At 72.6% G+C, this 21,931-nt stretch carries 23 protein-coding genes; 15 read left to right on the forward strand and 8 right to left on the reverse strand.

Annotated features, from left to right (window positions below; all coding sequences use genetic code 11):
- Nucleotides 1–86 precede the first annotated feature (86 nt).
- Complete coding sequence (locus tag LBW97_RS10285; protein WP_224499332.1) at nucleotides 87–836, forward strand: IclR family transcriptional regulator; 750 nt, start codon at nucleotides 87–89, stop codon at nucleotides 834–836.
- Nucleotides 837–852: 16 nt separating this feature from the next.
- On the opposite strand, the gene LBW97_RS10290 is transcribed toward LBW97_RS10285, so the two are convergent.
- The 5 genes from LBW97_RS10290 to LBW97_RS10310 form a co-directional block, all read right to left on the reverse strand.
- Nucleotides 853–1,728 (reverse strand): alpha/beta fold hydrolase, encoded by an 876-nt coding sequence (locus LBW97_RS10290; RefSeq protein ID WP_224499333.1) that lies wholly within the window; start codon nucleotides 1,726–1,728, stop codon nucleotides 853–855.
- A gap of 25 nt (nucleotides 1,729–1,753) precedes the next feature.
- Nucleotides 1,754–2,047 carry a 2Fe-2S iron-sulfur cluster binding domain-containing protein gene (locus LBW97_RS10295; protein ID WP_308010452.1) on the reverse strand — a complete coding sequence of 98 codons (294 nt, stop codon included), beginning with the start codon at nucleotides 2,045–2,047 and terminating at the stop codon, nucleotides 1,754–1,756.
- A gap of 152 nt (nucleotides 2,048–2,199) precedes the next feature.
- Nucleotides 2,200–2,862, reverse strand: coding sequence for a response regulator transcription factor (locus LBW97_RS10300; protein ID WP_224499334.1), 663 nt, complete (start codon nucleotides 2,860–2,862; stop codon nucleotides 2,200–2,202).
- Nucleotides 2,859–4,478, reverse strand: a complete 1,620-nt coding sequence (locus LBW97_RS10305; protein ID WP_224499335.1) for a GAF domain-containing sensor histidine kinase — start codon at nucleotides 4,476–4,478, stop codon at nucleotides 2,859–2,861. The genes LBW97_RS10300 and LBW97_RS10305 overlap by 4 nt, the downstream gene beginning before the upstream one ends.
- Before the next feature lie 200 nt (nucleotides 4,479–4,678).
- Entirely contained in the window at nucleotides 4,679–6,079 is a 1,401-nt protein-coding gene (locus tag LBW97_RS10310; RefSeq protein ID WP_224499336.1) for an aminomethyl transferase family protein, read from the reverse strand.
- Between the two features lie 294 nt (nucleotides 6,080–6,373).
- Between LBW97_RS10310 and LBW97_RS10315 the strand changes: the two genes are divergently transcribed.
- The 12 genes from LBW97_RS10315 (at nucleotide 6,374) to LBW97_RS10370 (ending at nucleotide 17,891) form a co-directional block, all read left to right on the forward strand.
- Nucleotides 6,374–7,561, forward strand: a complete 1,188-nt coding sequence (locus LBW97_RS10315) for a CynX/NimT family MFS transporter (protein WP_224499337.1) — start codon at nucleotides 6,374–6,376, stop codon at nucleotides 7,559–7,561.
- Nucleotides 7,562–7,744: 183 nt separating this feature from the next.
- Nucleotides 7,745–8,500: an ABC transporter ATP-binding protein gene (locus LBW97_RS10320; RefSeq protein ID WP_224499338.1), complete on the forward strand. Its 756-nt coding sequence runs from the start codon at nucleotides 7,745–7,747 to the stop codon at nucleotides 8,498–8,500.
- Nucleotides 8,487–9,197, forward strand: coding sequence for an ABC transporter ATP-binding protein (locus LBW97_RS10325; protein ID WP_224499339.1), 711 nt, complete (start codon nucleotides 8,487–8,489; stop codon nucleotides 9,195–9,197). Before LBW97_RS10320 ends, LBW97_RS10325 begins: the two co-directional genes overlap by 14 nt.
- Before the next feature lies 1 nt (nucleotide 9,198).
- Complete coding sequence (locus LBW97_RS10330) at nucleotides 9,199–10,080, forward strand: branched-chain amino acid ABC transporter permease (protein WP_224499340.1); 882 nt, start codon at nucleotides 9,199–9,201, stop codon at nucleotides 10,078–10,080.
- The gene (locus LBW97_RS10335; RefSeq protein WP_224499341.1) at nucleotides 10,080–11,207 is read left to right on the forward strand and encodes a branched-chain amino acid ABC transporter permease; all 1,128 of its coding nucleotides are present in this window, start codon (nucleotides 10,080–10,082) and stop codon (nucleotides 11,205–11,207) included. Before LBW97_RS10330 ends, LBW97_RS10335 begins: the two co-directional genes overlap by 1 nt.
- A complete protein-coding gene (locus tag LBW97_RS10340; RefSeq protein ID WP_224499342.1) occupies nucleotides 11,204–12,466 on the forward strand; it encodes an ABC transporter substrate-binding protein in 1,263 nt (420 codons plus the stop codon). The genes LBW97_RS10335 and LBW97_RS10340 overlap by 4 nt, the downstream gene beginning before the upstream one ends.
- 226 nt (nucleotides 12,467–12,692) lie before the next feature.
- Entirely contained in the window at nucleotides 12,693–13,343 is a 651-nt protein-coding gene (locus tag LBW97_RS10345; protein ID WP_224499343.1) for a GntR family transcriptional regulator, read from the forward strand.
- Nucleotides 13,340–14,041 carry a 4-carboxy-4-hydroxy-2-oxoadipate aldolase/oxaloacetate decarboxylase gene (locus tag LBW97_RS10350; protein WP_224499344.1) on the forward strand — a complete coding sequence of 234 codons (702 nt, stop codon included), beginning with the start codon at nucleotides 13,340–13,342 and terminating at the stop codon, nucleotides 14,039–14,041. The genes LBW97_RS10345 and LBW97_RS10350 overlap by 4 nt, the downstream gene beginning before the upstream one ends.
- Entirely contained in the window at nucleotides 14,041–15,117 is a 1,077-nt protein-coding gene (locus LBW97_RS10355; protein WP_224499345.1) for a 4-oxalomesaconate tautomerase, read from the forward strand. Before LBW97_RS10350 ends, LBW97_RS10355 begins: the two co-directional genes overlap by 1 nt.
- 19 nt (nucleotides 15,118–15,136) lie before the next feature.
- Complete coding sequence (locus LBW97_RS10360) at nucleotides 15,137–16,099, forward strand: VOC family protein (RefSeq protein ID WP_224499346.1); 963 nt, start codon at nucleotides 15,137–15,139, stop codon at nucleotides 16,097–16,099.
- On the forward strand, nucleotides 16,096–16,875 hold the full coding sequence (locus LBW97_RS10365) for an NAD(P)-dependent oxidoreductase (RefSeq protein WP_224499347.1): 780 nt from the start codon (nucleotides 16,096–16,098) through the stop codon (nucleotides 16,873–16,875). The genes LBW97_RS10360 and LBW97_RS10365 overlap by 4 nt, the downstream gene beginning before the upstream one ends.
- Nucleotides 16,872–17,891 (forward strand): amidohydrolase family protein, encoded by a 1,020-nt coding sequence (locus LBW97_RS10370; RefSeq protein ID WP_224499348.1) that lies wholly within the window; start codon nucleotides 16,872–16,874, stop codon nucleotides 17,889–17,891. The genes LBW97_RS10365 and LBW97_RS10370 overlap by 4 nt, the downstream gene beginning before the upstream one ends.
- A gap of 19 nt (nucleotides 17,892–17,910) precedes the next feature.
- Here the strand turns inward: LBW97_RS10370 and LBW97_RS10375 are convergent, their stop codons facing one another.
- Entirely contained in the window at nucleotides 17,911–18,540 is a 630-nt protein-coding gene (locus LBW97_RS10375) for an antibiotic biosynthesis monooxygenase (RefSeq protein ID WP_224499349.1), read from the reverse strand.
- A 259-nt stretch (nucleotides 18,541–18,799) separates the two neighbouring features.
- Between LBW97_RS10375 and purU the strand changes: the two genes are divergently transcribed.
- A complete protein-coding gene (purU, locus tag LBW97_RS10380) occupies nucleotides 18,800–19,672 on the forward strand; it encodes a formyltetrahydrofolate deformylase (RefSeq protein WP_224499350.1) in 873 nt (290 codons plus the stop codon).
- A 28-nt stretch (nucleotides 19,673–19,700) separates the two neighbouring features.
- On the opposite strand, the gene LBW97_RS10385 is transcribed toward purU, so the two are convergent.
- Nucleotides 19,701–20,645, reverse strand: a complete 945-nt coding sequence (locus tag LBW97_RS10385) for a hypothetical protein (protein ID WP_224499351.1) — start codon at nucleotides 20,643–20,645, stop codon at nucleotides 19,701–19,703.
- A gap of 197 nt (nucleotides 20,646–20,842) precedes the next feature.
- Between LBW97_RS10385 and LBW97_RS10390 the strand changes: the two genes are divergently transcribed.
- On the forward strand, nucleotides 20,843–21,058 hold the full coding sequence (locus LBW97_RS10390; RefSeq protein ID WP_224499352.1) for a hypothetical protein: 216 nt from the start codon (nucleotides 20,843–20,845) through the stop codon (nucleotides 21,056–21,058).
- A gap of 9 nt (nucleotides 21,059–21,067) precedes the next feature.
- Here LBW97_RS10390 and pucL read toward each other — a convergent pair whose 3' ends face one another.
- The gene (gene pucL / locus LBW97_RS10395) at nucleotides 21,068–21,931 is read right to left on the reverse strand and encodes a factor-independent urate hydroxylase (RefSeq protein WP_224499353.1); all 864 of its coding nucleotides are present in this window, start codon (nucleotides 21,929–21,931) and stop codon (nucleotides 21,068–21,070) included.

Here is a 21,931-nt window from a genome sequence, read left to right on the forward strand (position 1 = left end):
GTGTGCGCGGATGCGCCGTTCTGGCCCCCGAAACGGCGCATCCGCGCACACTGTTCGCGGTTCGACGGTCGGGCACACTTCCCGTCATGCCACGCACCGCGACGGGGGAGTCGTCACTCGCCCGGGCGGTGCGGGTGCTGGACGCCTTCACCGCCGAGGACCCGGAGCTCCGGATCTCCGAGATCGCCCGGCGGTCCGGGCTGCACGTCGCCACCGCCTCCCGCCTGGTGGGGCAGCTCGCCGACGAGGGGCTCCTGACCCGGGGCGCCGACGGGAGCGTGCGCGTGGGCATGCGGCTGTGGGAGCTGGCCTCCCGGGCCGCGCCGACCCGGACGCTGCGCGACGCGGCGCTGCCCTTCCTCGAGGACCTGCACGCCGTCGTGGGCCACCACGCCCAGCTCGCGGTCCGGGACGGCGACGAGGTGATCTTCCTGGAGCGGCTGTCGGCGCGGGACGCCGTCATCAACTTCTCGCGGATCGCCGGCCGGCTGCCGCTGCACATCTCCTCGTCCGGTGTGGTGCTGCTGGCCTACGGCCCACCGGAGCTGCAGGAACGGGTGCTCGCCCGGCCGCTGGAGGGCCGCACGGCGGCCACCGTCACCTCGCCGGCCCGGCTCCGGAGCCTGCTGGTCCAGGTGCGCCAGCAGGGCTACGCACTCCTGCCCGGGCACGTGCACGAGGACGCGGCGGGCATCGCGGTTCCCGTGCGGAACGGCCTGGGCGAGGTCGTCGCCTCCCTGTCGGTGATCGTGCCGAACGACGACCGGGCCGCCTCGGCCGTGCCGGTGCTGCTGGCCGCAGCCCGGGGCATCGGACGGGCCCTGCGGGATCCCTGACCCGGCCCGGCCCGGCTCAGTCGAGCGCTGCGCGGATGGCCGCGGCGAACGCCTCCGGCGCCTCGAGCGGGAGGAAGTGCCCCGCGCCCGGCACCGGGGTGACCGTGACGTCGGCGAAGAACTCGTCCAGCCGGTCGGCCCACGCCGAAGGGAACAGCGGGTCGTGCTCGGGCCAGAGCACGCGCGTCGGGATGGCGAGCCGGTCCTCCGGAGCGGGTGGCTGCTCGGCCAGCCCCCGGACCAGGATGCCTGGCCCGACCCGGTACCAGCCGATCGAGGAGGTGAAGGCACCCGGCCGGGCGTAGCCGTCGGCGAGCCGGTCCAGGTCGGCGGCGGCCGGGGTGAACGACGGCCCGGACCAGTGCGTCCAGAAGTGCTCCAGATAGCCGCGGACGGCGTTCCGGTCGCCGTCCAGCAGCTTCTCGGGCAGGCCGCTCCGGTGCAGGTTCTGGTACCAGAACTCGGTCACGACGGCCGGGTCGAGCAGCCGCGCCCCGGCTCCCGGCAGTGGCGGCGCGACCACGAGGGCGCGTACCCGCTCCGGAGCCAGCCGGGCCACGGTCTGGGCGATCCGGCTGCCGATGTCGTACCCGGCCAGCACGACCGGCCCGAGCTCCAGCTCGTGGAGGAGCCCGACGACGCTGCGCGCCTGCGCGTCGGCGGAGTAGCCCTCCTCCGGCTCGACCGCGTGCCGGTCGGAGTTCCCGAAGCCGCGCAGATCGGGGACGACGACGTCGGCGACGTCGGTCAGCAGCGGCGCCAGCAGCCGGTAGTCGGTGCGGTCGCCCGGCCAGCCGTGCAGCAGCACGACCGGCGGGCCGCCGCCGGTGCGGTCGTAGGCCAGCCGGAAACCGTCCACCGGCCGGCTGTACGTCGTACCGGCTCCGCTCATGTCCAGCCCCTCCTCGTCCGCCCGCTCACAGGTCGAGCACCAGCGGTGTCGTGGCCCGCGAGACGCAGATGAGCATGGTCTCGCCCCAGGTCCGTTCCTCGTCGCTGAGCAGCCCGTCGCGGTGGTCGGGCCGGCCCTCGAGCACCCAGGTCTCGCAGGCTCCGCAGAGCCCGTCGGCGCACGGGGCGGGAACGTCCAGGCCGGCCTCCCGCGCCGCGTCGAGGATCGAGGTGTCGGGCGGCACGACCAGGAGCGTCCCGGCCGTCTCGCAGACCACCTGCAGGTCCGACGGGTCCTCGACCGGATCCGGTGCGGTCACGTCGTCCTCCCTCGGCGGGAGGCGCGGCCCAGGGGAGTGGCGCGGCCTCCGGGTCGGACGCTACGAGGCCCCCGGCCTGCGCGGATCGCGCGGTTGACCGGCCCCGCGGACGCCGGGTGTCCCGTCCGGGCCGCGACATCCGACGCGGGGAGTCACTGCGGCTGGACGAGCCCCTCCTTGACGGCGAGCAGCGCCGCCTGCGTGCGGGAGGTGAGCCCCATCTTGGTGAGCAGGTGGCTCACGTGGGTGCGCGCGGTCCGCTCGCTGATCACCAGGTGCCGGGCGATGTCCTTGTTGGAGCGCCCCTCGGCGATCAGCACCAGCACCTCCTTCTCGCGGGCGGTGAGCACGCCGAGGCCGGTCCGGGGAGCGCGGATCTCCTGGGTGAGCCGGCGGGTCACCGCGGCGTCGAGGAAGACCTCGTCGCGCACCGCGGCGCGCAGGGCGGCGTGCACCTCGGCCGGGCCGGCGTCCTTGAGCAGGTAGCCCGACGCGCCCCGCTCGAGTGCGGCGTGCACCCGCTCCACCTCGCCGAAGCTGGTCAGGATCACGACCTTGACGTCGGGGAACCGCCGCACGATCTCCTGGGTGGCGGTGACGCCGTCCATGCCGGGCATCTGCAGGTCCATCAGGGCGACGGCGGGCAGCCCGTCCAGCGACGCGGCCCGGGCGAGGAAGTCCAGCGCCTCCTGGCCGTTGCCCGCCTCGCCGGCGACCTCGACGTCCTCCAGCGCCTCGAGGTAGGCGACCACGCCGCGGCGGACGACGGCGTGGTCGTCGACCACCAGGACCCGGATCGGGTGCGGACCGGTCACGGGCTGAACTCCTCGTCGTCGGTGTGCGGGGTCGGTGTCGGGGTGGTGGGCACGGGGGCGGTGGGAAGGCTGGCGAGCAACGGCAGCGTCAGCTGCACGCGCGTTCCGCCGGAGGGGAGGTCGCGCACCCGCACGACGCCGCCCCACCGCGACGCGCGCTCCTGCATGGCGGTCATGCCGAAGCCGCCGGAGGGCGGGCCCTCCTCGTGCGGGCGGGGCTCGTCGCCGAGCCCGCAGCCGTCGTCGATGACCTCGGCGACGAGCCGCCGGCGGCTGCCGTGCGGAGTCACCGCCACCCGGACGCGCATGGTGGCCGCGGACGCGTGCTTCACGCTGTTGTGCACCGCCTCGGCGATGATCCGGTAGACGTCCTCGACGAGGTCGGGATCGAGCCCCGCCAGCTCGTCGGCGGGGTCGTCCACCTCCAGCGAGGCGTCCAGGCCGGTCCGCGCCCCGGTGGTGTCGACCAGGCTGCGCAGCGCCGAACCGAGCCCGCGGGCGGTGCCGGTCGCCGGGCGCAGCTCCACGACCATGCCGCGCAGGTCGGCGAGCACGTCCTCGGCGCTGGTGCTCAGGTCGTCGGCCACCTGGGCGACCTTCTCCGGCGCCGGTGGGAGGCCGCGCTCCACCAGCACCCCGAGCGAGCGCGCCTGCATCATCATCGAGAAGACCTGCTGGACGACGGAGTCGTGCAGGTCGCGGGCCAGGCGCTGGCGCTCCTCGCGGCTGGCGACGTCCCGCTCGCGTTCGAGGAGCGCGGCGTGGTCGACGGCCATCGCCGCCTGCTCGGCCATCGCGAGCAGGAACTCCAGCTCGGCGTCGCCCACGATCTGCCCGGGGGCGAAGTAGGCGTTCAGGATGCCGACCGGTTCCCGGCGGGCCAGGAGGGGGACGCTGGCGAACCAGCCCCAGCGCGGGCTGCCCATCAGCTCGTGCAGCGGAGCCCAGGCCGGGTCCTGCATCACGGCGTCGTACCGGTCGCCCACGACGACAGGGGTCCGGCTCTCGAGCGCCTCCAGCATCACCAGCCGGGCGCCCCGCGCACGGCACTCCATGAGCTTGTCGAAGAAGTCCGGCGTACGGACGAATCCTGCCGCGCCCATGACGTGCAGCCGGTCGCCGGTCGAGTTGACGGTCATGACCTGGACGCCGGCGAGCGAGTCGGCCCGCGCCACCTCGCGGGCCAGGGCCTCGAGGGTGCCGACCAGGGAACGCTTGGTCGCCACGCTGGACGCCGCCTTGGCGATGGCGGCCAGTCGTCGTTGCTGCTGCCGGCTGACCGTCACGTCGCGGAAGGACACGACCCACTCGTCCCGGTCCGGAACGCGGTCGACGAGGTAGGCGAACTCGCGCCGGCCGGGCCCGGTCCGCCACTCCACGGTGGTCTCCGTCGCGCCGCCGGCGGCCGGCGTGGAGCCGGGTACGGGGAAGGGTGAAGGGATGCCCGCGACGTCGCCGGGCGGGAGGCCGCAGAGGGCGCGGGCAGCGGGGTTCGCGGCCACGAAGCGGGCGTCGGCGTCGATGACCGCCAGCCCCTCGGGCGCGTGCTGGAAGACCTCGCGGGGGGTTCCGTCCGCGGAGGACGGCTGCTGCGCCGGCGGGACGTCGAGCTGCACCGGGGCCACCTCCCGTCCATGCCGGCCGAATCGGTCGCCGGAATCGATCACCGTGATCGACTCGGCCATTGTGACCCACGACCCATGGCCGCCGGCCCGGTCATGGGGCGGCGTCACCCTGTGGGCGGGCGGACACGGAACGGGCCGGGTCGCCACCGCGGAACTGCTGCGGTCGCGACCCGGCCCGGTGCCGGGAGAGGTCAGGCCTTGCCGACCGTGCGCCAGCCGCCCTGGTAGGTCTCCCGCGCCATCTTGGCGTAGGGGACCGGGCTGACGATGGCGCGGACCTCGAACTGCTCGTGCGGCTCGACGGTGGTCTTCTTGCTGCCGCCGTCGGGCTCGCCCCACACCACGCGGACCTCGGCGCCGTGCGGCACGTCGGGGCTGATGGTGGCCAGCGAGAGGCCCTTCTGCTCGTTCGCCGAGATGCCGGTGAACATCGAGACGCCGAGGTTCGTGCCGTCGGCGTCGATGACCCGGTCGAAGTTCGACGACCCGTAGTTCGAGTTGGGCAGGTCGAAGAACTGGTACTTGGCGCCCTCGACCGGCGAGGAGAGCAGCTTCGCCAGGTCGTCGGAGTTCCACTCCAGGGTGACCTTGCGGCGCTGGGCGTCCTTGTCGACCGCCTCGAGGGCGTCGCGGCCGATGAAGTCGTGGTCGAACTTCACGAACGAGCCGTAGCCGAGCTCCCACGGGTTCGTGTAGTAGTCCTCGATGTTCTCGGACACGAAGCTGCCGGCGATCGCGTTCGTCGCCTCGTAGCTGTCGGCGCCGAGCCACTCGCGGTAGGCGCGCAGCTCGTCACCGGTGTAGATGGCGGGCAGCGGCGAGGGGATCCAGCCCGACTCCAGGGTGTTGGTGGAGTAGGCGCGCGAACCCACCGGCTCGATGCCGAACTCGCGGCCGGCCTCGAGGATGGTCTCGCGGATCCGGTCGTAGCTCTCGTAGGGGCCCCAGATCTCCAGGCCCGGCGCGCCGGCCATGCCGTGGCGCAGGGTGCGCACGGTCTCGCCGGCGATCGTCATCTCGCCCATGCGGAAGAACTTGAGCTGCTCGACCGTGCCGCCGTTGAGCTTCTCGATGATCGGCCAGGCGTTCGGGCCCTGGATCTGGAAGCGCCACAGGTCGCGGGTCACGGGCTTGCCGTAGGGACGCGACGGCGAGCGGGGGTCGTTGCGGATCTCGACGTCGTAGCCGCCGGTCTCGCCCTGGAACTGCAGCCAGCTGGCGCCGGGGGCGCGGCCGACGTAGACGAACTCCTCCTCGGCCAGGTGGAAGAGGATGCCGTCACCGATCACGTTGCCGGCCGGGGTCACCGGGACGAACTGCTTGGCCATGTTCACCGGGAAGTTGGCCACGCTGTTGATGCCCGTGTCCGAGATCAGCTTGAGCGCGTCCGGGCCCTTGATGAACAGGTTGAACATGTGGTGCGACTGGTCGAACAGCACTGCGGTCTGCTGCCAGGCCTTCTGCTCGCGCCGCCAGTTGGTGAACTCCGAGGGGACCACCGGGTAGATGTAGGTGCCCAGCTGGGAGTTGCGCAGCATGCCGACGGTGTCGCCGGTCTGGTCGAGGAGTTCCTGCAGGTTCTTGGCGCTCATGTCCGTCCATTCATCGGTGTCACTTCTGCGGGCCGGCGGGACCGGCCCATCGCCTGGTGCCCGGGGTCGGCTCGCGCTGGCGATCCGGCCGGGAGCTCGCCGCGAACGAGTGGGTGATCATCCGGTCCTCGTCAGCCTAGGCCGGTCGGTGTGTCCCGGCACACAGCCATCCGTCACCTCGCGGCGACCGATGCGGCCGCCCGGACTGCGTCGGATGACCGGGCCGATGGGTCATTTGACGTATTACCCGGGCGGTCGCGCGACGACGGTCCCGGAATCGGCGACAGTGGCCGCGTGCCGAGCGAGGGATATCCGGCGACGTCCTGGACCGCCGTCGCCGGGCTGATGGGGGCCGGGGTGGTCGCCGCGGCGCAGATCGGCGGAGCCTCGGCGGCGCTGCCGGTCCTGCAGGACGAGTTCGGGCTGAGCTCGACGGCCGCCGCCTGGTACCTCTCGACGGTGAGCGCCCTGGGCGCGATCGGCGGCGCTCTGCTCGGGTGGCTCGGGCAGACGCTGGGGTTCGGCCGTCAGGTCCGGCTCGGGCTGCTCGCGATCGTCCTCGCCGACCTGGGCGGCGCCGCTGTCGACTCGCTGGCCGGGCTGCTGGTCGCGCGGGTGGGGGAGGGACTGGGCCTGGTGATGGTCATCCTCGCCGCTCCGCCCCTGCTCGCCGAGGTCTCCTCGCCGTCGCACCGGAGGCTGGTGTCGGGTGCGTGGGGCGCCTACCTGCCGGTCGGCTCCGGGCTGGCCGCGCTGCTGGTGCCGCCGGCGATCGGGGAGTGGGGCTGGCGGGGTGCCTCGGTCGCCGACGGCGTCCTGGCGGCGGTGGTCCTCGTCCTCGCCCTGCGCTGGGTGCCGTCCGGGGGCGGACGGGGGAGAGCCACGGCCGCGGGGTTGCTGGGGGCCTTCCGCTCGCGGTCGGTGCTGATCATCGCCGCCGCGTTCGGGCTCTACTCCGCGCAGTTCCTCGCGGTGGTCGGGCTGCTGCCGGCCTCGCTGGTCGCCGACGAGGGGCTGACGGTCGCCGCCGCAGGAGTGCTGGGCGCGATCGCGTTCCTGGTCAGCGCGCCGGGCAACTTCCTGGGCGCCTACCTCCTGCACCGGGGAGCGCCGCTGCGGTGGGTGATCCCCGCGGGCTGCCTCGGCATGGTCGCCTCCGCGTGGGCGGTGCTGGACCCGGCGCACCCGATGGAGCTCCGGGTCGCCGCCGCGCTGGTCTTCTCGTTCGCCGGCGGGATGGTGCCCGCCAGCCTCTTCGCCGCGCTGGCCGCCGTCTCCGCGGGCACCGGCGCGGCCGGCGCGGCCATCGGCCTGCTGACCCAGGGATCGGCCCTGGGGCAGCTGCTCGGCCCGCCACTGGTCGTCGCCGTCGGCACGGCCCTGGCCGCCGGGGCGACGGCGCAGTCGCTGCTGCTCGGGTGCTTCGCCGGGCTGGTCGCGCTCGGTGCGGTGATGTTGCCGCGTGGGGAGCGGATCGCGTGAGGCAGAGGGGCCTCCAGATGACGACGCGACAACTTTCCCGCCAGGATTGTTGTCAATCCCACCGGCGGTCCGTAGGTTCCGACCGCGAGCGGGCTGTGACGCGCACCACCGGCGCCGGCACCGCGGAGATCGATCCGACGGCGGGAGAGACGGTTCATGGCGGCTGAGCTGACCCTGCAGGACGTGAGTCTGCAGTTCGGCGGCATCAAGGTCCTGCAAGAGGTGAGTTTCACCGTCGAGCCGGGCCAGATCTTCGGTCTCGTCGGGCCCAACGGCGCGGGCAAGACGTCGTTGTTCAACTGCATCAGCGGGCACTACAAGCCGACCGCGGGCACCATCCGGATCGACGACGCCGAGGTGCACGGCGCGCGTCCGGCGACCCTCGCCCGGCACGGCCTGGCCCGGACGTTCCAGCACCCGGCCCTCCAGCTGCACGCGACAGTGCTCGAGAACGTCCTGCTCGGCGCGCACTCCCGCCTTCCCGGCGGCGCGCTCGAGTGGGCGCTGCGGCTGCCGCGCACCCGGCGTGCGGAGAAGGAGCTGCGCGCCGAGGCGCTCGACCTCCTGGAGCGCAACGGCCTGGGCTGGGCGGCGCACCTGCCGGCCGACGAGCTGTCGCACGGCCTCCACAAGGGCGTGGAGCTCTGCCGCGCGCTGCTGATGAAGCCGAAGCTGCTGCTCCTGGACGAGCCCGCGGCCGGCCTGCCGCACAGCGAGGTCGAGACGCTGATCGCGACCGTGCGGCGACTGCGCTCCGACGACGACATCACCGTCGTCATCGTCGAGCACCACATGGGCCTCATCGCCGCCCTCACCGACCGCGTCGTCGTGCTCGACCACGGCGCCAAGCTCATGGAGGGGACGGCCGCCGAGGCGCAGTCCGACCCCCGGGTCATCGAGGCCTACATCGGAAAGGACGCGGCGGATGACGCTGCTTGAGCTCGAGGACGTCACGGCGTCCTACGGACCCGTGCAGGTGCTGGACGGTGTGTCGCTGAGCGTTCCGGAGAACGGCGCCTTCGGCATCCTCGGCGCCAACGGCGCCGGCAAGACCACCACGCTGCGCGCGATCAGCGGCGCCGTCCGCACCGGCGGCCGGATCGTCTTCGACGGCAAGGACATCAGCGGGATGCGGCCCGACCAGGTCGCCGCGCTCGGCATCGCGCACGTCCCGGAGGGCCGCGGTTCCTTCGGTGACCTCACCGTCCGCGAGAACCTGCGGGTCGGCGCCTACCTGCGCAAGGACCGCAAGGGCATCGACGAGGACATCGACTACTGCCTGGACCTGTTCCCGAACCTGCAGGACCGGATCAAGTCCAACGCCTCGGCGCTGTCCGGCGGTGAGCAGCAGATGCTCGCCGTTGCCCGCGCGATCATGAGCAAGCCGCGGATGCTGCTGCTGGACGAGGCCTCGCTCGGCCTCGCGCCGAGCACAGCGAAGAACGTCTACGACGCGATCCGCCGACTGCGCCTGGAGTCCGGCATCGCCATGGTCGTGGTCGAGCAGAACGCCAACCTCGCCTTCACCGTCGTCGACGACGCGACCGTCCTGGAAACCGGGCGGAGCGTGCTGACCGGCACGTCCGCCGAGCTCAAAGGCATGGACGAGATCCGCCGCGCCTACCTGGGAGGCTGACATGGAGAAATTCGTCCAACTCGTCATCGACGGGCTGTCCACCGGCTCGGTCTACGCCGCGCTCGCCCTCGCGATCGTGCTCGTCCACTCGGCGACCGGCCTGGTCAACTTCGCGCAGGGCGGCATGGCCGTCCTGGCCGCCTACGTCGCCTGGGTGCTGACGAACCAGGGCGTGCCGCTCGTCCTCGCCATCCTGGCGTCGATCGTCTTCTCCTTCCTGCTCGGCGCAGTGCTGGAGCGGTTCCTGATGCGGCGGTTCGAGCGCGGTGACCCCGACACCGCCGTCGTCGTCACGATCGGTCTGCTGACCCTGATCACCGGCATCGCCGGCTGGCTGTGGGGGTACAACAACCAGCAGTTCCCCTCGCTGTTCCCCCTGGACACCGTGTCGCTCCTGGGCGTCTCGGTCAGCATCCGCTCGATCGGGACCACGCTGGTGATCGTCGTGGCGATGGTCGCGATGCAGGCGCTCTTCGTCGGCACGAAGCTCGGCCTGGCCCTGCGGGCCGTCGCGATCAACCCGCAGTCGGCGTCCTACTCCGGACTCCCGGTCGAGCGCCTCCTCATGGTCGGCTGGGGCCTCGCCGCGGTGCTCGGCGCCATCGCCGGAGCGCTCGTCGCCCCGCAGCTCACCCTGACGCCGGGCATGCTCGACAACGCCCTCGTGTACGCGCTGGCCGCCGTCATCCTCGGCGGTCTCACGAGCCCGGTCGGCGTCGTCATCGCGGCGTGGTTGATCGGCGTCCTGGAGAACCTGGCCGCGGTGTACGTCGGCTTCATCGGCTTCGACCTGAAGGTCGCCGTGCCCTTCATCCTCATCTTCGTCGTGCTCATCGTCCGACCCCAGGGCCTGTTCGGCCGGAAGACCGTGGTGCGTGTGTGATGGCCTCCTCCTCGAAGACGTCCGTCCCGACGACGTCCGCCCCGGCGTCGTCGGCCACCTCGTCGCCGGCCTCGTCCTTCCGGCAGAGCCCGTGGGTGCGCTGGGGAGCTCCGCTGCTGCTCCTGGTCGGGCTCGCCGTCCTGCCGCTCGTGATGACGGAGTCCGCCAACGACACGCTCGCCCGCATCGGCGTCTTCGCCGTCGCCGTGCTGGGGCTCAACGTGGTGATGGGCTACACCGGGCAGGTCTCGCTCGGCCAGATCTTCTTCCTCGGCCTGGGCGCCTACGTCACCGCGTACGGGGTCTCGCAGGAGTGGAACATCGTCCTGGTCTTCGTGCTCACCTGCGCCATCCCCGCCGTCGCGGGACTGCTCGTGGCACTGGCCGCCGCACGCCTGGGCGGGCTGGCGATCGCCATGGTCACCATCGCGCTGCCCATCGTCGGTGTGCCGCTGGCGAAGCGGCTGAGCGACTTCACCGGCGGCTCGCAGGGCATGTCCGCGCGCTTCGTCGCGGCGCCGGAGGGAAGCGGGCTCTACGACGACCAGTGGCAGCTCTACCTCGTGCTGGTCATCGGCGGGATCGTGTTCCTGCTGACGTACTTCCTCGTCCGAGGCAAGTACGGCCGGGCCTTCGCGATCGTCAAGGGCAACGAGAACGTGGCGTCGTCCATGGGCATCTCGCCCTACCGGTACAAGGTCCTGGCCTTCACCATCGCGTCGCTCATCGGCGGCGTGAGCGGCTTCCTCTACATGGTCGTCGTCCAGTACACGTCGCCGGAGACGATGAGCTTCGGGCACTCGATCGAGCTGCTCGTCGCCATGGTCATCGGCGGCGCCGGCAGCATCGTGGGCTCGATCCTGGGCGGCGTGTTCTACGTGGTCGTCCCCGACATCACGAACGCCATCGACCCGAGCCTGACGGCGCTGCTGCAGGGCGCGCTCCTGCTGGCCGTGCTGTTCGTCCTGCCTGGCGGCCTCGTGTCGCTGCCCCGCGCGGTCATGCGCGGGCTGCGGCGCTCCTCCGCCGGTCGCGGCTCTGCCGCACCACCGACCACTCCGTCATCGACCCCCGGGTCGGGCACCGCGGCGGAGCAAACCGAGACAGAAAGGCACGGTCACGCATGAACAGGCACTTTGGATCGCGACACGCGATCGGCATCGCCGCGGTGTCGGCGCTCGCGCTGACGCTCACCGCCTGCGGCGGCGGCGGCGACAGCGGGCGCAGCGGCGACGCGGCCGAGGGAGCACCCAGCCCCGGCATCACCGATGAGTCGGTCACCCTCGGCATCACCACCCCGCTCAGCGGTGCCACCGCGGGGCCGGGCACGTGCACGGTCGCCGGCGTCACCGCGTACTTCGGCATGAAGAACGCCGAGGGCGGCATCGAGTTCGGCGACGGGAAGACCCGGACCGTCGAGATCGAGGCGCTGGACGACACCTACGACCCGCAGCAGGCGGCGGCGAACTACGACTCGCTCAAGGGTGACGTCTTCGCGATGACGGCGGGGCTCGGTACGCCGACCAACCGCGCCTGGCGCGACGCGGCGATCGCCGACGGGGTCCCGCAGGCGCTGATCATGACCGGCGACCCGATCTTCAGCGACACCGACGAGAGCCCCATGCAGCTCGGCTTCGTGCCGATCTACCAGAACGAGGGCGAAGCCTTCGGCGAGCTGCTGGCCGGCTCCACCGCGGAGCACAAGGTCGCGATCCTGTCGCAGAACGACGACTTCGGTGAGGGCTACGTCGAGGGCTTCAAGTCGGCCATCGAGGGCTCGGACAACATCGAGATCGTCCAGGAGCTCACCTACGAGGCGACCGACACCACCGTCGACGCGCAGATCACCGAGCTCGCCAGCAGCGGTGCCGACGTCATCTTCAACGCGATGTCGGTGACCCCGCTGACGATCGCGGCCCTGCAGAAGGCGCAGCAGCTGAACTGGACGCCGAACTGGTTCCTGCCGTCGAACACGTCGAGCCCGGGGGCGATCCTCGAGCCCGGCGGCGCCGCGGCCTTCCCCGGCGTCTACTCGGTGTCCTTCGCGAAGGCGCCGGCCAGCCCGGCGTTCGCCCAGGACGAGGACGTCGTCGAGTACCTGGCGGCCCTCAAGGAGTACGGCAACTACCCGGACCCGCCGGCGTTCCCGCACTGCCAGTGGAGCTGGATGGTCGGCGCGACGCTGGAGCAGGCCTTCGCGGAGATGGAGGAGCCCACCCGGGAGTCCTTCATGGAGGCCCTGCGTGGCATCGAGGGCTTCGAGGCCCCGCTCATGCTGCCGGACACCTCGGTGACCACCACCGAGGACGGTCAGCCCGCGGTCTCGACCGTGGTCGTCCAGAAGTACAACGGCAAGGGCTACGACACGGTCGAGTCCTTCGAGTGATCCCGGCGTGAGGCCCGGGGCGGCCCGTCTCCGGACGGGCCGCCCCGTGGCACCGGCCTCACCTCGGGCACGCGCCCCTCTCGCTGGAGCGGGGTCGGACCCCGCCCCTCGTCCCGGCGTCCTCTGGGCCATCTCCGGCCGGCGCCCGGACCGGGCAGAACCGCAACTCCCGAGAATTGTCAGCAAGATTGTTGGCAATCGGTGGAGAGTGGGTTAGCGTGCGCCCATGCCTTCCCCGGCCCAGGAAACGGCGGAACGCGCCCTGCGGGACGCCATCTCCCGCGGCGACATGCCGCCGGGATACCGGCTGGTCGAGGCGGAGATGGTGGAGCTCATCGGCGTCAGCCGCAACGCCGTCCGGCTGGCGATCGACACGCTGGCGGCCGAGGGGCTCGTCGAGCGGATCCCGAACAAGGGCGCCCGCGTGCGGGTCGTCTCCACGGACGAGGCGATCGCCATCACCGAGTGCCGGGTCCCGCTCGAGGGGCTGCTCGCCGCGAAGGCCGCCGAACGGATCACCGACGCCGAGGCCGAGCAGCTGAGCGCCCACCTGGTCACCATGACCGCCGCGGTCGACTCCGGCGACGTCCGGAAGTACTCCGAGCTCATCCGCCAGATGTACGGCCTCGTCGCCGAGGCGGCCCGCCACCCGATCGCCGCCGACCTGGTCGGCCGGCTGCAGGCGCAGCTGGTCCGCCACCAGTTCCAGCTCTCCCTGCGCCCCGGCCGCCCCCGCGTGAGCCTCGGCGGCCTGACCGCACTGGTGCACGCGATCGTCGACCGCGACCCCGAGCGGGCCGAGGCAGCGGCGAGCGACCACCTCCGCGGCGTCATCGCCGCACTGTCCGACCCCAGCCCTTCCGGAGGACCTGCATGAGGAACGTCGTCGTCACCGATCCGCCGCGCGCCGACGCGGAGGACGCCGCCCGCCTGGGCGAGCTCGGCGTCGCGACCGTGCACGAGGCGCTGGGCCGGGTCGGCTACCTCGGCCCGGAGCTGCGCCCCGCGTGGCCGGGCGCCCGCATCGGCGGGACCGCGGTCACGGTGCTCTGCTGGCCGGGCGACAACCTGATGATCCACGTCGCCGTGGAGCAGTGCCGGCCCGGCGACGTGCTGGTCGTGGCCACCAACTCACCGTCCACCGACGGCCTGTTCGGCGAGCTGTTCGCCACCGCGCTGGCCCACCGCGGCGTGCGCGGCGTGATCCTCGGCTGCGGGGTCCGCGACGTCGCCGAGCTCCAGGAGATGGGTTTCCCCGCCTGGTCGCGCGCGGTGAGCGCGCAGGGCTCGGTCAAGGCGACCGCCGGAGCGGTGAACGTGCCCATCGTGCTCGGCGGCCAGACCATCCACCCCGGCGACGTCGTGCTGGCCGACGACGACGGCGTCATGGTCGTTCCGCGCGCCGACGTGCCGCGGGCGCTGACCGCGGGCCAGGCCCGCATCGACAAGGAGGCCGCCAGCCGCGCGGCCTTCCAGCAGGGGGAGCTGGGGCTGGACCGCTACGGCCTGCGCGACCAGCTGGCCGGCTTCGGCATCGAGTACGTCTCCTACGAGGAGCACGTCGGGGGACAGTGATGGACTACGACGACACCGGGGTCCGCTGCACGATGCTGCGCGGCGGCACGTCGCGGGGGCTGTTCTTCGAGGCGCGCGACCTCCCGGAGGACCCGGCGGAGCGTGACGACCTGCTGCTGCGGCTGATGGGCACCCCCGACCCGCGCCAGATCGACGGGCTCGGCGGCTCCACCACGCTCACCAGCAAGGTCGCGATCGTCTCGCCCTCGCCGGCCGACGACGTCGACGTGGACTACCTGTTCCTGCAGCTGGGCGTGGACGAGGCGACGGTCAGCGACCGGCAGAACTGCGGCAACATGCTCTCGGGCATCGGGCCGTTCGCCGTCGAGCGCGGGCTGGTGCCGGCCGCGGACGGCGAGACCAGCGTGCGCATCCGGATGGTCAACTCCGACAGCGTCGCCGTCGCCACCTTCCCGACGCCTGGCGGCCGGGTCGAGTACCGCGGCGACGTCGGGATCGCCGGGGTCCCGGGCACGGCGGCGCCGATCGTGCTCGCGTTCACCGACACCGAGGGCTCGGCCACCGGCGCGCTGCTGCCCACGGGCAACGTCCGCGATCGCGTCGAGGGCATCGAGGTGACCTGCGTCGACAACGGCATGCCCGTCGTCCTGGCGCTGGCGGAGTCCTTCGGGCTCACCGGGTACGAGTCGCACGAGGAGCTCGCCGCCGACAGCTCCCTGCTCGAGCGGGTCGACGCCTTCCGCCGCAAGGCCGCCGAGCTCATGGGCATGGGCGACGTCTCCGCCGCGTCGGTGCCCAAGACCGTGCTGCTGTCGGCGCCGCGCGACGGCGGCCAGGTGTGCACCCGCTCGTTCATCCCGGTGCAGCCGCACAGCTCGATCGGCGTGCTGGGGGCGGTCAGCGTCGTCACGGGGATGCTGCTGCCCGGCGCCGTGGGCCACGAGCTCACCGCCGACTGGCCGGCCGACACCTCGCGAGTCGACGTCGAGCACCCCACCGGCCACCTGGTGGTCGACGTCGTCGTCGACGGCTCGGTCACCCCGCCCCGGGTGGTCCGCTCGGGCGTCGTCCGCACCGCCCGCAAGCTCTTCGACGGCACCGCCTACCCCCGCTGACCCGACCTCAGGAGATCCAGTGCCGCCGCTGCACGACATCGCGCACCTCGCCCACGTCGAGCTGCTGACCGACAAGCCCGAGGAGTGCCTCGACTTCTACGTGCGCTACCTCGGCATGACCGAGAACGGCCGGGACGGCGACTCGGTCTTCCTGCGCGCGTGGGACGACTACGAGAACACCACGATCAAGCTCACCGCCGCTCCGCGTCCCGGGGTCGGCCGCACGAACTTCCGGGCGAGCAGCCCCGAGGCGCTGCAGCGGCGGGTCGAGGCGATCGAGGCGACCGGTCTGGGACAGGGCTGGCAGGACGGCGACCCCGGCTACGGCCCGGTCTACGTCTTCACCGACCCCGACGGCCACGAGATGGGCGTCTACTACGAGACCGAGTGGTACCGGCCCGAGGGTGACCTCAAGCCGGCGCTGAAGAACCAGGCGCAGGCCTATCCGGGCCGGGGCGTGAGCGTCCGCCGCATCGACCACATCAACTACCTGGCGGTCGACCCGGTCGCCAACCGCGACTTCGCCGTCGACACCCTCGGCGGGATGATCACCGAGCAGATCGTGCTCGACGACGGCGTCGCCGGCAGCTGGACGACGTTCACGAACAAGGGCTACGACGCCGTGTGGACCCGGGACAACACCGGCACCGCGGGGCGGCTGCACCACCTGTCCTTCGCCGTCGACAGCCGGGACGACGTCATCCGGGCCGCGGACCTGGCGCTCGAGCACGGGATCCACATCGAGACCGGCCCGCACAAGCACACCATCCAGCAGAGCTTCTTCCTCTACGTCTGGGACCCGGCCGGCAACCGGATCGAGCTGGACAACCCGGGCGCCCGGCTGGTGTTCGCCCCGGACTGGCAGCCGATCGACTGGAACGCCGCGGAGCGGGCGAAGGGCCAGGCGTGGGGGCTGCAGACCATCTCCACGTTCCACACCCACGGCACCCCGCCGGTCGAGCAGCCGGGCGCCCAGGGATGACGACGCGCATCGCCCTCCTGGGGCTCGGTGAGGCGGGCACGGAGATCGGCCGCGACCTGGTCGCCGCCGGGGCCGACGTCCGCGGGTACGACCCGAAGGGCCTGGTCGTCGACGGCGTGCAGTCGCGCGGCAGCGAGGCCGAGGCGGTCGCCGACGCCGACGTCGTCCTGAGCATGAACAGCTCGCACGACGCGCTCACCGCGCTGACCAACGCCCTGCCGGGGCTGCGGCCGGGAACGGTGTTCGCCGAGCTGAACACCGCCGCGCCCGGGGTGAAGGTTGCCGTGGCCGAGGCGGCGGGGGAGGGGATCGACGTCGTCGACGTCGCCCTGATGGCGCCGGTGCCGGGCAAGGGCATCCGGACGCCGATGCTCGTCTCCGGGCCGGCCGCGCAGCGCTACGCCGAGATCATGACGCCGCTGGGCGCCGAGGTGACCGTGCAGCCCGGCCCGGTGGGCGAGGCGATCTCGCGGAAGCTGCTGCGCAGCGTCTTCTACAAGGGCCTCGCGGCCGCGGTGGTCGAGGCGCTGGAGGCCGGCGAGGCGGCCGGCTGCGCGGACTGGCTGCGGGACAACATCAGCGCCGAGCTGGCCGCCTTCGACGACCGCACCATCGACCGGCTGGTCGAGGGCACGCACCGGCACGCGCGCCGGCGGGCCGACGAGATGGCCGCGGCCACCGACCAGCTCGTCGAGCTGGGCGTGAGCCCGCGGGTCGCCACCGCCGCCCGCGACCTGCTCGCCGAGCTGCGCGACGCCCAGGAGGGAACTGCGTGATCATCGACTGCCACGGCCACTACACGACCGCCCCGGCCGCCCACACGGCCTGGCGGGAGGAGCAGGTGTCGGCCTGGAAGGCGGGCACCACCCCGGCGGCGTACCCGACGATCAGCGACGACGAGCTCCGGGAGACCATCGAGGGCAGCCAGCTGCGGCTCATGGACGAGCGCGGCATCGACCTCACGCTCTTCTCCCCGCGTGCCTCGGCGATGGCCCACCACGTCGGCGACGGCGCGGTGAGCCTGGAGTGGGCCCGCCGGAACAACGACCTGATCCACCGGGTGACGCAGCTCTACCCGGACCGGTTCATCGGCGTCTGCCAGCTGCCGCAGTCGCCCGGCGAGCCGATCGAGGGGTCCATCGCGGAACTGCGCCGCTGCGTCGAGGAGCTCGGCTTCATCGGGTGCAACCTCAACCCCGACCCGAGTGGTGGGCACTGGAGCTCCCCGGCCCTGACCGACCGCAGCTGGTACCCGTTCTACGAGGCCATGGTGGAGCTCGACGTGCCGGCGATGGTGCACGTCTCCGGCTCGGCGACGCCGTTCTTCCACGCCACAGGCGCCTACTACATCAGCGCCGACACCACGGCGTTCATGCAGCTCATCCAGGGGAACCTGTTCACCGACCTCCCCGACCTGCGGCTGGTCATCCCGCACGGCGGGGGAGCGGTGCCTTACCACTGGGGCCGCTACCGGGGCCTGGCCGACATGCTCGGGCAGCCGCCTGTCGAGGCCAACGTCATGGGCAACGTCTTCTTCGACACCTGCGTCTACCACCAGCCGGGGATCGACCTGCTGCTCGACGTCGTCGACACCCCGAACGTGCTCTTCGGCTCGGAGATGGTGGGTGCGGTCCGCGGCATCGACGAGCGGACCGGGCACCACTACGACGACACCCGCCGCTACATCGAGGCAGCGTTCGAGAAGGGAACCATCGACGACGCGGCCCGCGCCGACGTCTTCGAGCACAACGTCAAGCGGGTCTACCCCCGGCTGGCCGCCGCGCTCGCCTAGGCAGGGTGCCCGGGACTGCTCAGAGCGTCTCGGGCACCCGCAGGTGGGCGATCGCCACCTCGAACTCCGCGGTCTCCAGGGCCTCGATGCCCATGGTCGGCGCGAACTCCTCCCGGAACTCGCGGGCTCCCTCGGCTGAGGCGGCCAGGTCGTCGGCGGTGTCGTAGGAGACCGCCGCGACGGTCAGCCCGTCCTCGCGGCGGACCATCACGCTGACGCTGCAGAAGCCGGGCAGGTCGTCGAGCTTGGGCATGAGGGAGAGCCGGACGGCGTCCACCGCCCGGTCCACCGAGCCCGGATCGCTGCGCAGCCAGGTGACCCGGCAGGCGGTGGCCGGGTGCGGCTCGTGCACCCGGTGCATCGCGGCGATCTCCCACTCCTGCAGCTCCGGGGTGCCGCCGAGGGTCTGCACGGTGCGCTCGGCGAGCTCCCGGACGCCGGCCTCGCTCGCGCGCAGCGCTGCCTCGTCGGCCCACGACGTCGTGACGAGGCAGGAGCCCGACGTCCGGTCGGCGAGCATGGACAGGCCGACGCAGCCGTCCATCGCGCGCATCCGCGGCATGACCTCGTCGCGCACGTAGGCGATGCCGGCGTCCATCGACGCAGGGTCGGCGGAGAGAGTCGTGGAGCGGGCGTGCATGCGGGCCATGGGTCCTCCGGGTGCGGCGGGGCGGTGCGGCACAGGGTGCGCGTCGGCGGTGCCCGCGGCAAGAGCCGGACCACCGTCCGCGGAGGAGAGGAGACGAGCGCTGCTGCCGCCTACGTCGATTGTCGCGGACCGGGTGGCAGGTCCTGCTGTCCGCGAGACGTCATCTGCGGCATCCGTCACACTCGTTCGCTGCATACGTTTCGCACGGACCACTCGAAGCGGCCGGTGGACGACCGCGTGACCCTCAGGAGGAGACGCGATGACGCGGCTCGCCGGCGCACAGCACGGTGTCCTGGTGCTCTCCTGCCAGGACGCCCCCGGGATCGTGCACGCGGTGTCGGGATTCCTGATGCGCGAGCACTGCACCATCCTGGAGAGCCACCAGTTCGACAGCCCGACCAGCGGCATGTTCTACATGCGGGTCGAGTTCGCCGATCTCGACGGCGGCCCGCTGGACTTCCCGGCCCTCTGCGCCGCGTTCGAGGAGACCGCCACCGGGTTCGGCATGAACTGGCGGCTGGCCGACTCCGCCGAGCGGCAGCGGGTGCTGATCATGGTCAGCAAGTACGCGCACTGCCTCAACGACCTGCTGTTCCGCAACTCGATCGGCGAGCTGAACCTCGACGTCGTCGCCGTCGTCTCCAACCACCCGGACCTGCAGAACATCGCGGACTTCTACGGCATCCCGTTCCGGCACATCCCGGTGACGCGCGAGACGAAGGCCGAGGCCGAGGCGGCGCTGCTGGAGATCGTGCGCGAGGAGGACGTGCAGCTGGTGGTCCTCGCCCGCTACATGCAGATCCTCAGCGACAACCTGTGCCGCCAGCTCGCCGGCCGCGCGATCAACATCCACCACTCGATGCTGCCGAGCTTCAAGGGCGCCCGCCCCTACCACCAGGCGCACGCCCGCGGCGTGAAGTTCATCGGCGCCACCGCGCACTACGTGACGGCGGACCTGGACGAGGGCCCGATCATCGAGCAGGAGATGCTCCGGGTCGACCACGGCCTGGACCCCGACCAGCTCGCCGCCCGTGGCCGGGAGGCCGAGACCCGCGCGCTCGCGCACGCGGTCCGCTGGCACACCGAGAACCGCATCGTGATCCACGGCAGCCGGACCGTCGTCTTCGAGTGAGCCCTCGAGTGACCGCTGGCGGCTGAGCTCAGCCGGCGCGCGGAACGCCCAGCCACGCGGCGAACCGGTCCAGCCGGGATCCGGTGACGGACGGCTGCGCGGCGGTCGGGCCTGCCTGTGCGCGGAGAGCGGTCAGCCGTGCCTCCAGGGCCTCGACGTCGGCGAGCACCGCGCTGCGACGGGTCGTCGCGGCGGAGTCCAGGCGCGTCCGCTCGGCGGCGGCCTCGTCGTCGGCGCGGCGCCGCTCGTCACGACCGGTGGACAGCATCCGGAGGGTCTCGTCCCGGGCCTGCAGGTGCGCGGCGAGCACCTGCTCGGCGGCCTGCCTGCGGAGCAGGTCGGCGTCCTCCTCGGCCGTGCGGGCGGTCAGCCGCGCCGCGGTCAGGTGGCGCTCGGACTCCTCCCGCAGCGCCGCACAGGCCTGCTCGGCCTCGGCCGTGGCGCGTCGCGCGTCGGCGAGCAGCGCCGCGGCCTCGGTGGACGCCGCGGCCATCCGCCGGGCTGCCTCGTCGTCCGCGGCGGCGAGTGCCTGCTCCGCCTGCTCGGCGAGCCGGGCAGCCGCCTCGGCGGCCGCGGCGCGCTCGGCCTCGGCGTCGGCCCGGATGCCGTCGGCCTCGTCGGCCGCGGCGGCGAGCAGGGTGCCGATCCGCTGGGAGGTCCCGAGGAACTCCCGGCCGCCGCTGGAGTGGTCCAGCAGACGGCGGGCGTCGTCGAGGGCGGTCACGGTGTTGAGGTGCCGCACCATGAGGTGCTCGCGCTCCCGCTCCGCGGTCGCCAGCTCCTCCTCCGACCAGCGGACGTAGGTGTCGACCTCGAAGCGGTCGTAGCCGGCCAGCGCCCGGCGGAACATGGGCGCGGACTGCAGCACGCTCGTCAGGTCACCGGAGACCTTCGGGCTCTCGCGGGGCGCGTCCGGCTCGGCCGCGTCCATGCCCGGGACGACGTCGTCCCGTGTCGATGTCTGGGTGTTCATCCGGATGTCTCCCCGCGCAGTCCCGTCCACGAGAGGGCGACGCTACGGCCGCCGGACCGCCGGAACGGCCGGTCGGCGGGACCTCCTCACCCCGACGGGGCGGGCGGTGCGGCGCGTCGCGGGGAGCTCCTGACCCCACGGGGTGAGGACGCCGCCAGGGGCGTTTCCCGGCGGGTGCCCGGGCGCATCCTGGGGACGTGGAACCGACTCCGACCGCGCCCCTGCCGGGCAGCCTGACGGTCTCGCCGCTCTTCGAGTGGGAGACCGTCGCTGCCGTCGTGGCTCTCGCGGTCGTCGTCGCCCTGGTCGCGGCCCTGCTCCTCGTGGCCGGCCTGGGCAGGCGCAGCCGCCCGGACTGGGAGGACTTCCTCTCGTCCCGCTCGGCTGCGCGTGAGGACCCCGACCAGCGCTGATCCCGCCGTTCAGGTCCAGGCGAGCGGCGCCTCGTCGGCGTCGTCCGCCAGCACCGTGCCCTCGATGAGCCCGTAGGGGCGGTCGGCGGCGAGGTAGACCTCGTCGTCGTTCGGCAGGTCGAACGGCGTCAGGTCGACGAGGAAGTGGTGCTTGTTCGGCAGCACGAGGCGGACCTCGCAGATCGCGTCGACCGCGTCGAGGATGCGGGCGCCCATCGCGAAGAGCGTCTGCTGCAGCGAGTAGCTGTAGGTGTCGGCGAAGGCGGTCAGCAGCGCCTCGCGGGCTCCCGTGCGTGCGGCGGCCCAGTCCACGTCGGTGCCGCGGAACCGCCACTGGGCGGTGACCTGGGTGGCCAGGATGCGGTCCTTCGTCTCGGCCAGGGTCGTGTACTCGTCCTTGGCGAAGCCCCAGAACTCCGAGTTGGTCGTGTTGAGCAGGACCAGGTCGCGGATGCCCGAGACCACGTGCGTCCCCTCGCTCGCGTCGTGGACGACGGTGGTGGTCCGCACCTCTCCGCCGTCGCGCACGAACGCATGCCCGGCCGCACCCCGGCTCCAGCCGTACTCCTCGACGGCCAGCCGGGCGCGGGTGATCGCCGGCTGGCTGCTCACGAAGTGCTCGGCCAGCGCCAGGGCGAAGGCCTCGGGCTCGACCCCGCCGAGCCGCTGGGCGAAGGCGTAGGCGGTGTTCTTCTGCGAGTCCGTGGGCAGCACGTTGCCGTTGTCGCCGGAGAGGTGCACCGCCTCGAGCTCCCCGGAGAGGCTGCTCGACACGTTCCAGTCGCGCAGCGCGTCGCCGTCGGCGCCGCCGCGGGTGACCCGGAGCAGCCGGACCTCTGCCTTGCCGTACCGGTTGGTCCCGAGTCGGGGCAT

The sequence above is a fragment of the Blastococcus sp. LR1 genome (genome assembly GCF_020166105.1).
Lineage (GTDB): Bacteria > Actinomycetota > Actinomycetes > Mycobacteriales > Geodermatophilaceae > Blastococcus.

Excerpts from the sequence above, each read along its gene's own strand:
- LBW97_RS10335 (WP_224499341.1), top strand. The coding sequence starts at position 10,080 with ATGGCCTCCTCCTCGAAGACGTCCGTCCCGACGACGTCCGCCCCGGCG.
- LBW97_RS10325 (WP_224499339.1), top strand. The coding sequence starts at position 8,487 with ATGACGCTGCTTGAGCTCGAGGACGTCACGGCGTCCTACGGACCCGTG.
- LBW97_RS10330 (WP_224499340.1), top strand. The coding sequence starts at position 9,199 with ATGGAGAAATTCGTCCAACTCGTCATCGACGGGCTGTCCACCGGCTCG.
- LBW97_RS10375 (WP_224499349.1), bottom strand. The coding sequence starts at position 18,540 with ATGGCCCGCATGCACGCCCGCTCCACGACTCTCTCCGCCGACCCTGCG.
- LBW97_RS10340 (WP_224499342.1), top strand. The coding sequence starts at position 11,204 with ATGAACAGGCACTTTGGATCGCGACACGCGATCGGCATCGCCGCGGTG.
- purU (WP_224499350.1), top strand. The coding sequence starts at position 18,800 with ATGACGCGGCTCGCCGGCGCACAGCACGGTGTCCTGGTGCTCTCCTGC.
- pucL (WP_224499353.1), bottom strand. The coding sequence starts at position 21,931 with ATGCCCCGACTCGGGACCAACCGGTACGGCAAGGCAGAGGTCCGGCTG.
- LBW97_RS10310 (WP_224499336.1), bottom strand. The coding sequence starts at position 6,079 with ATGAGCGCCAAGAACCTGCAGGAACTCCTCGACCAGACCGGCGACACC.
- LBW97_RS10365 (WP_224499347.1), top strand. The coding sequence starts at position 16,096 with ATGACGACGCGCATCGCCCTCCTGGGGCTCGGTGAGGCGGGCACGGAG.
- LBW97_RS10385 (WP_224499351.1), bottom strand. The coding sequence starts at position 20,645 with ATGAACACCCAGACATCGACACGGGACGACGTCGTCCCGGGCATGGAC.
- LBW97_RS10350 (WP_224499344.1), top strand. The coding sequence starts at position 13,340 with ATGAGGAACGTCGTCGTCACCGATCCGCCGCGCGCCGACGCGGAGGAC.
- LBW97_RS10355 (WP_224499345.1), top strand. The coding sequence starts at position 14,041 with ATGGACTACGACGACACCGGGGTCCGCTGCACGATGCTGCGCGGCGGC.
- LBW97_RS10290 (WP_224499333.1), bottom strand. The coding sequence starts at position 1,728 with ATGAGCGGAGCCGGTACGACGTACAGCCGGCCGGTGGACGGTTTCCGG.
- LBW97_RS10285 (WP_224499332.1), top strand. The coding sequence starts at position 87 with ATGCCACGCACCGCGACGGGGGAGTCGTCACTCGCCCGGGCGGTGCGG.
- LBW97_RS10345 (WP_224499343.1), top strand. The coding sequence starts at position 12,693 with ATGCCTTCCCCGGCCCAGGAAACGGCGGAACGCGCCCTGCGGGACGCC.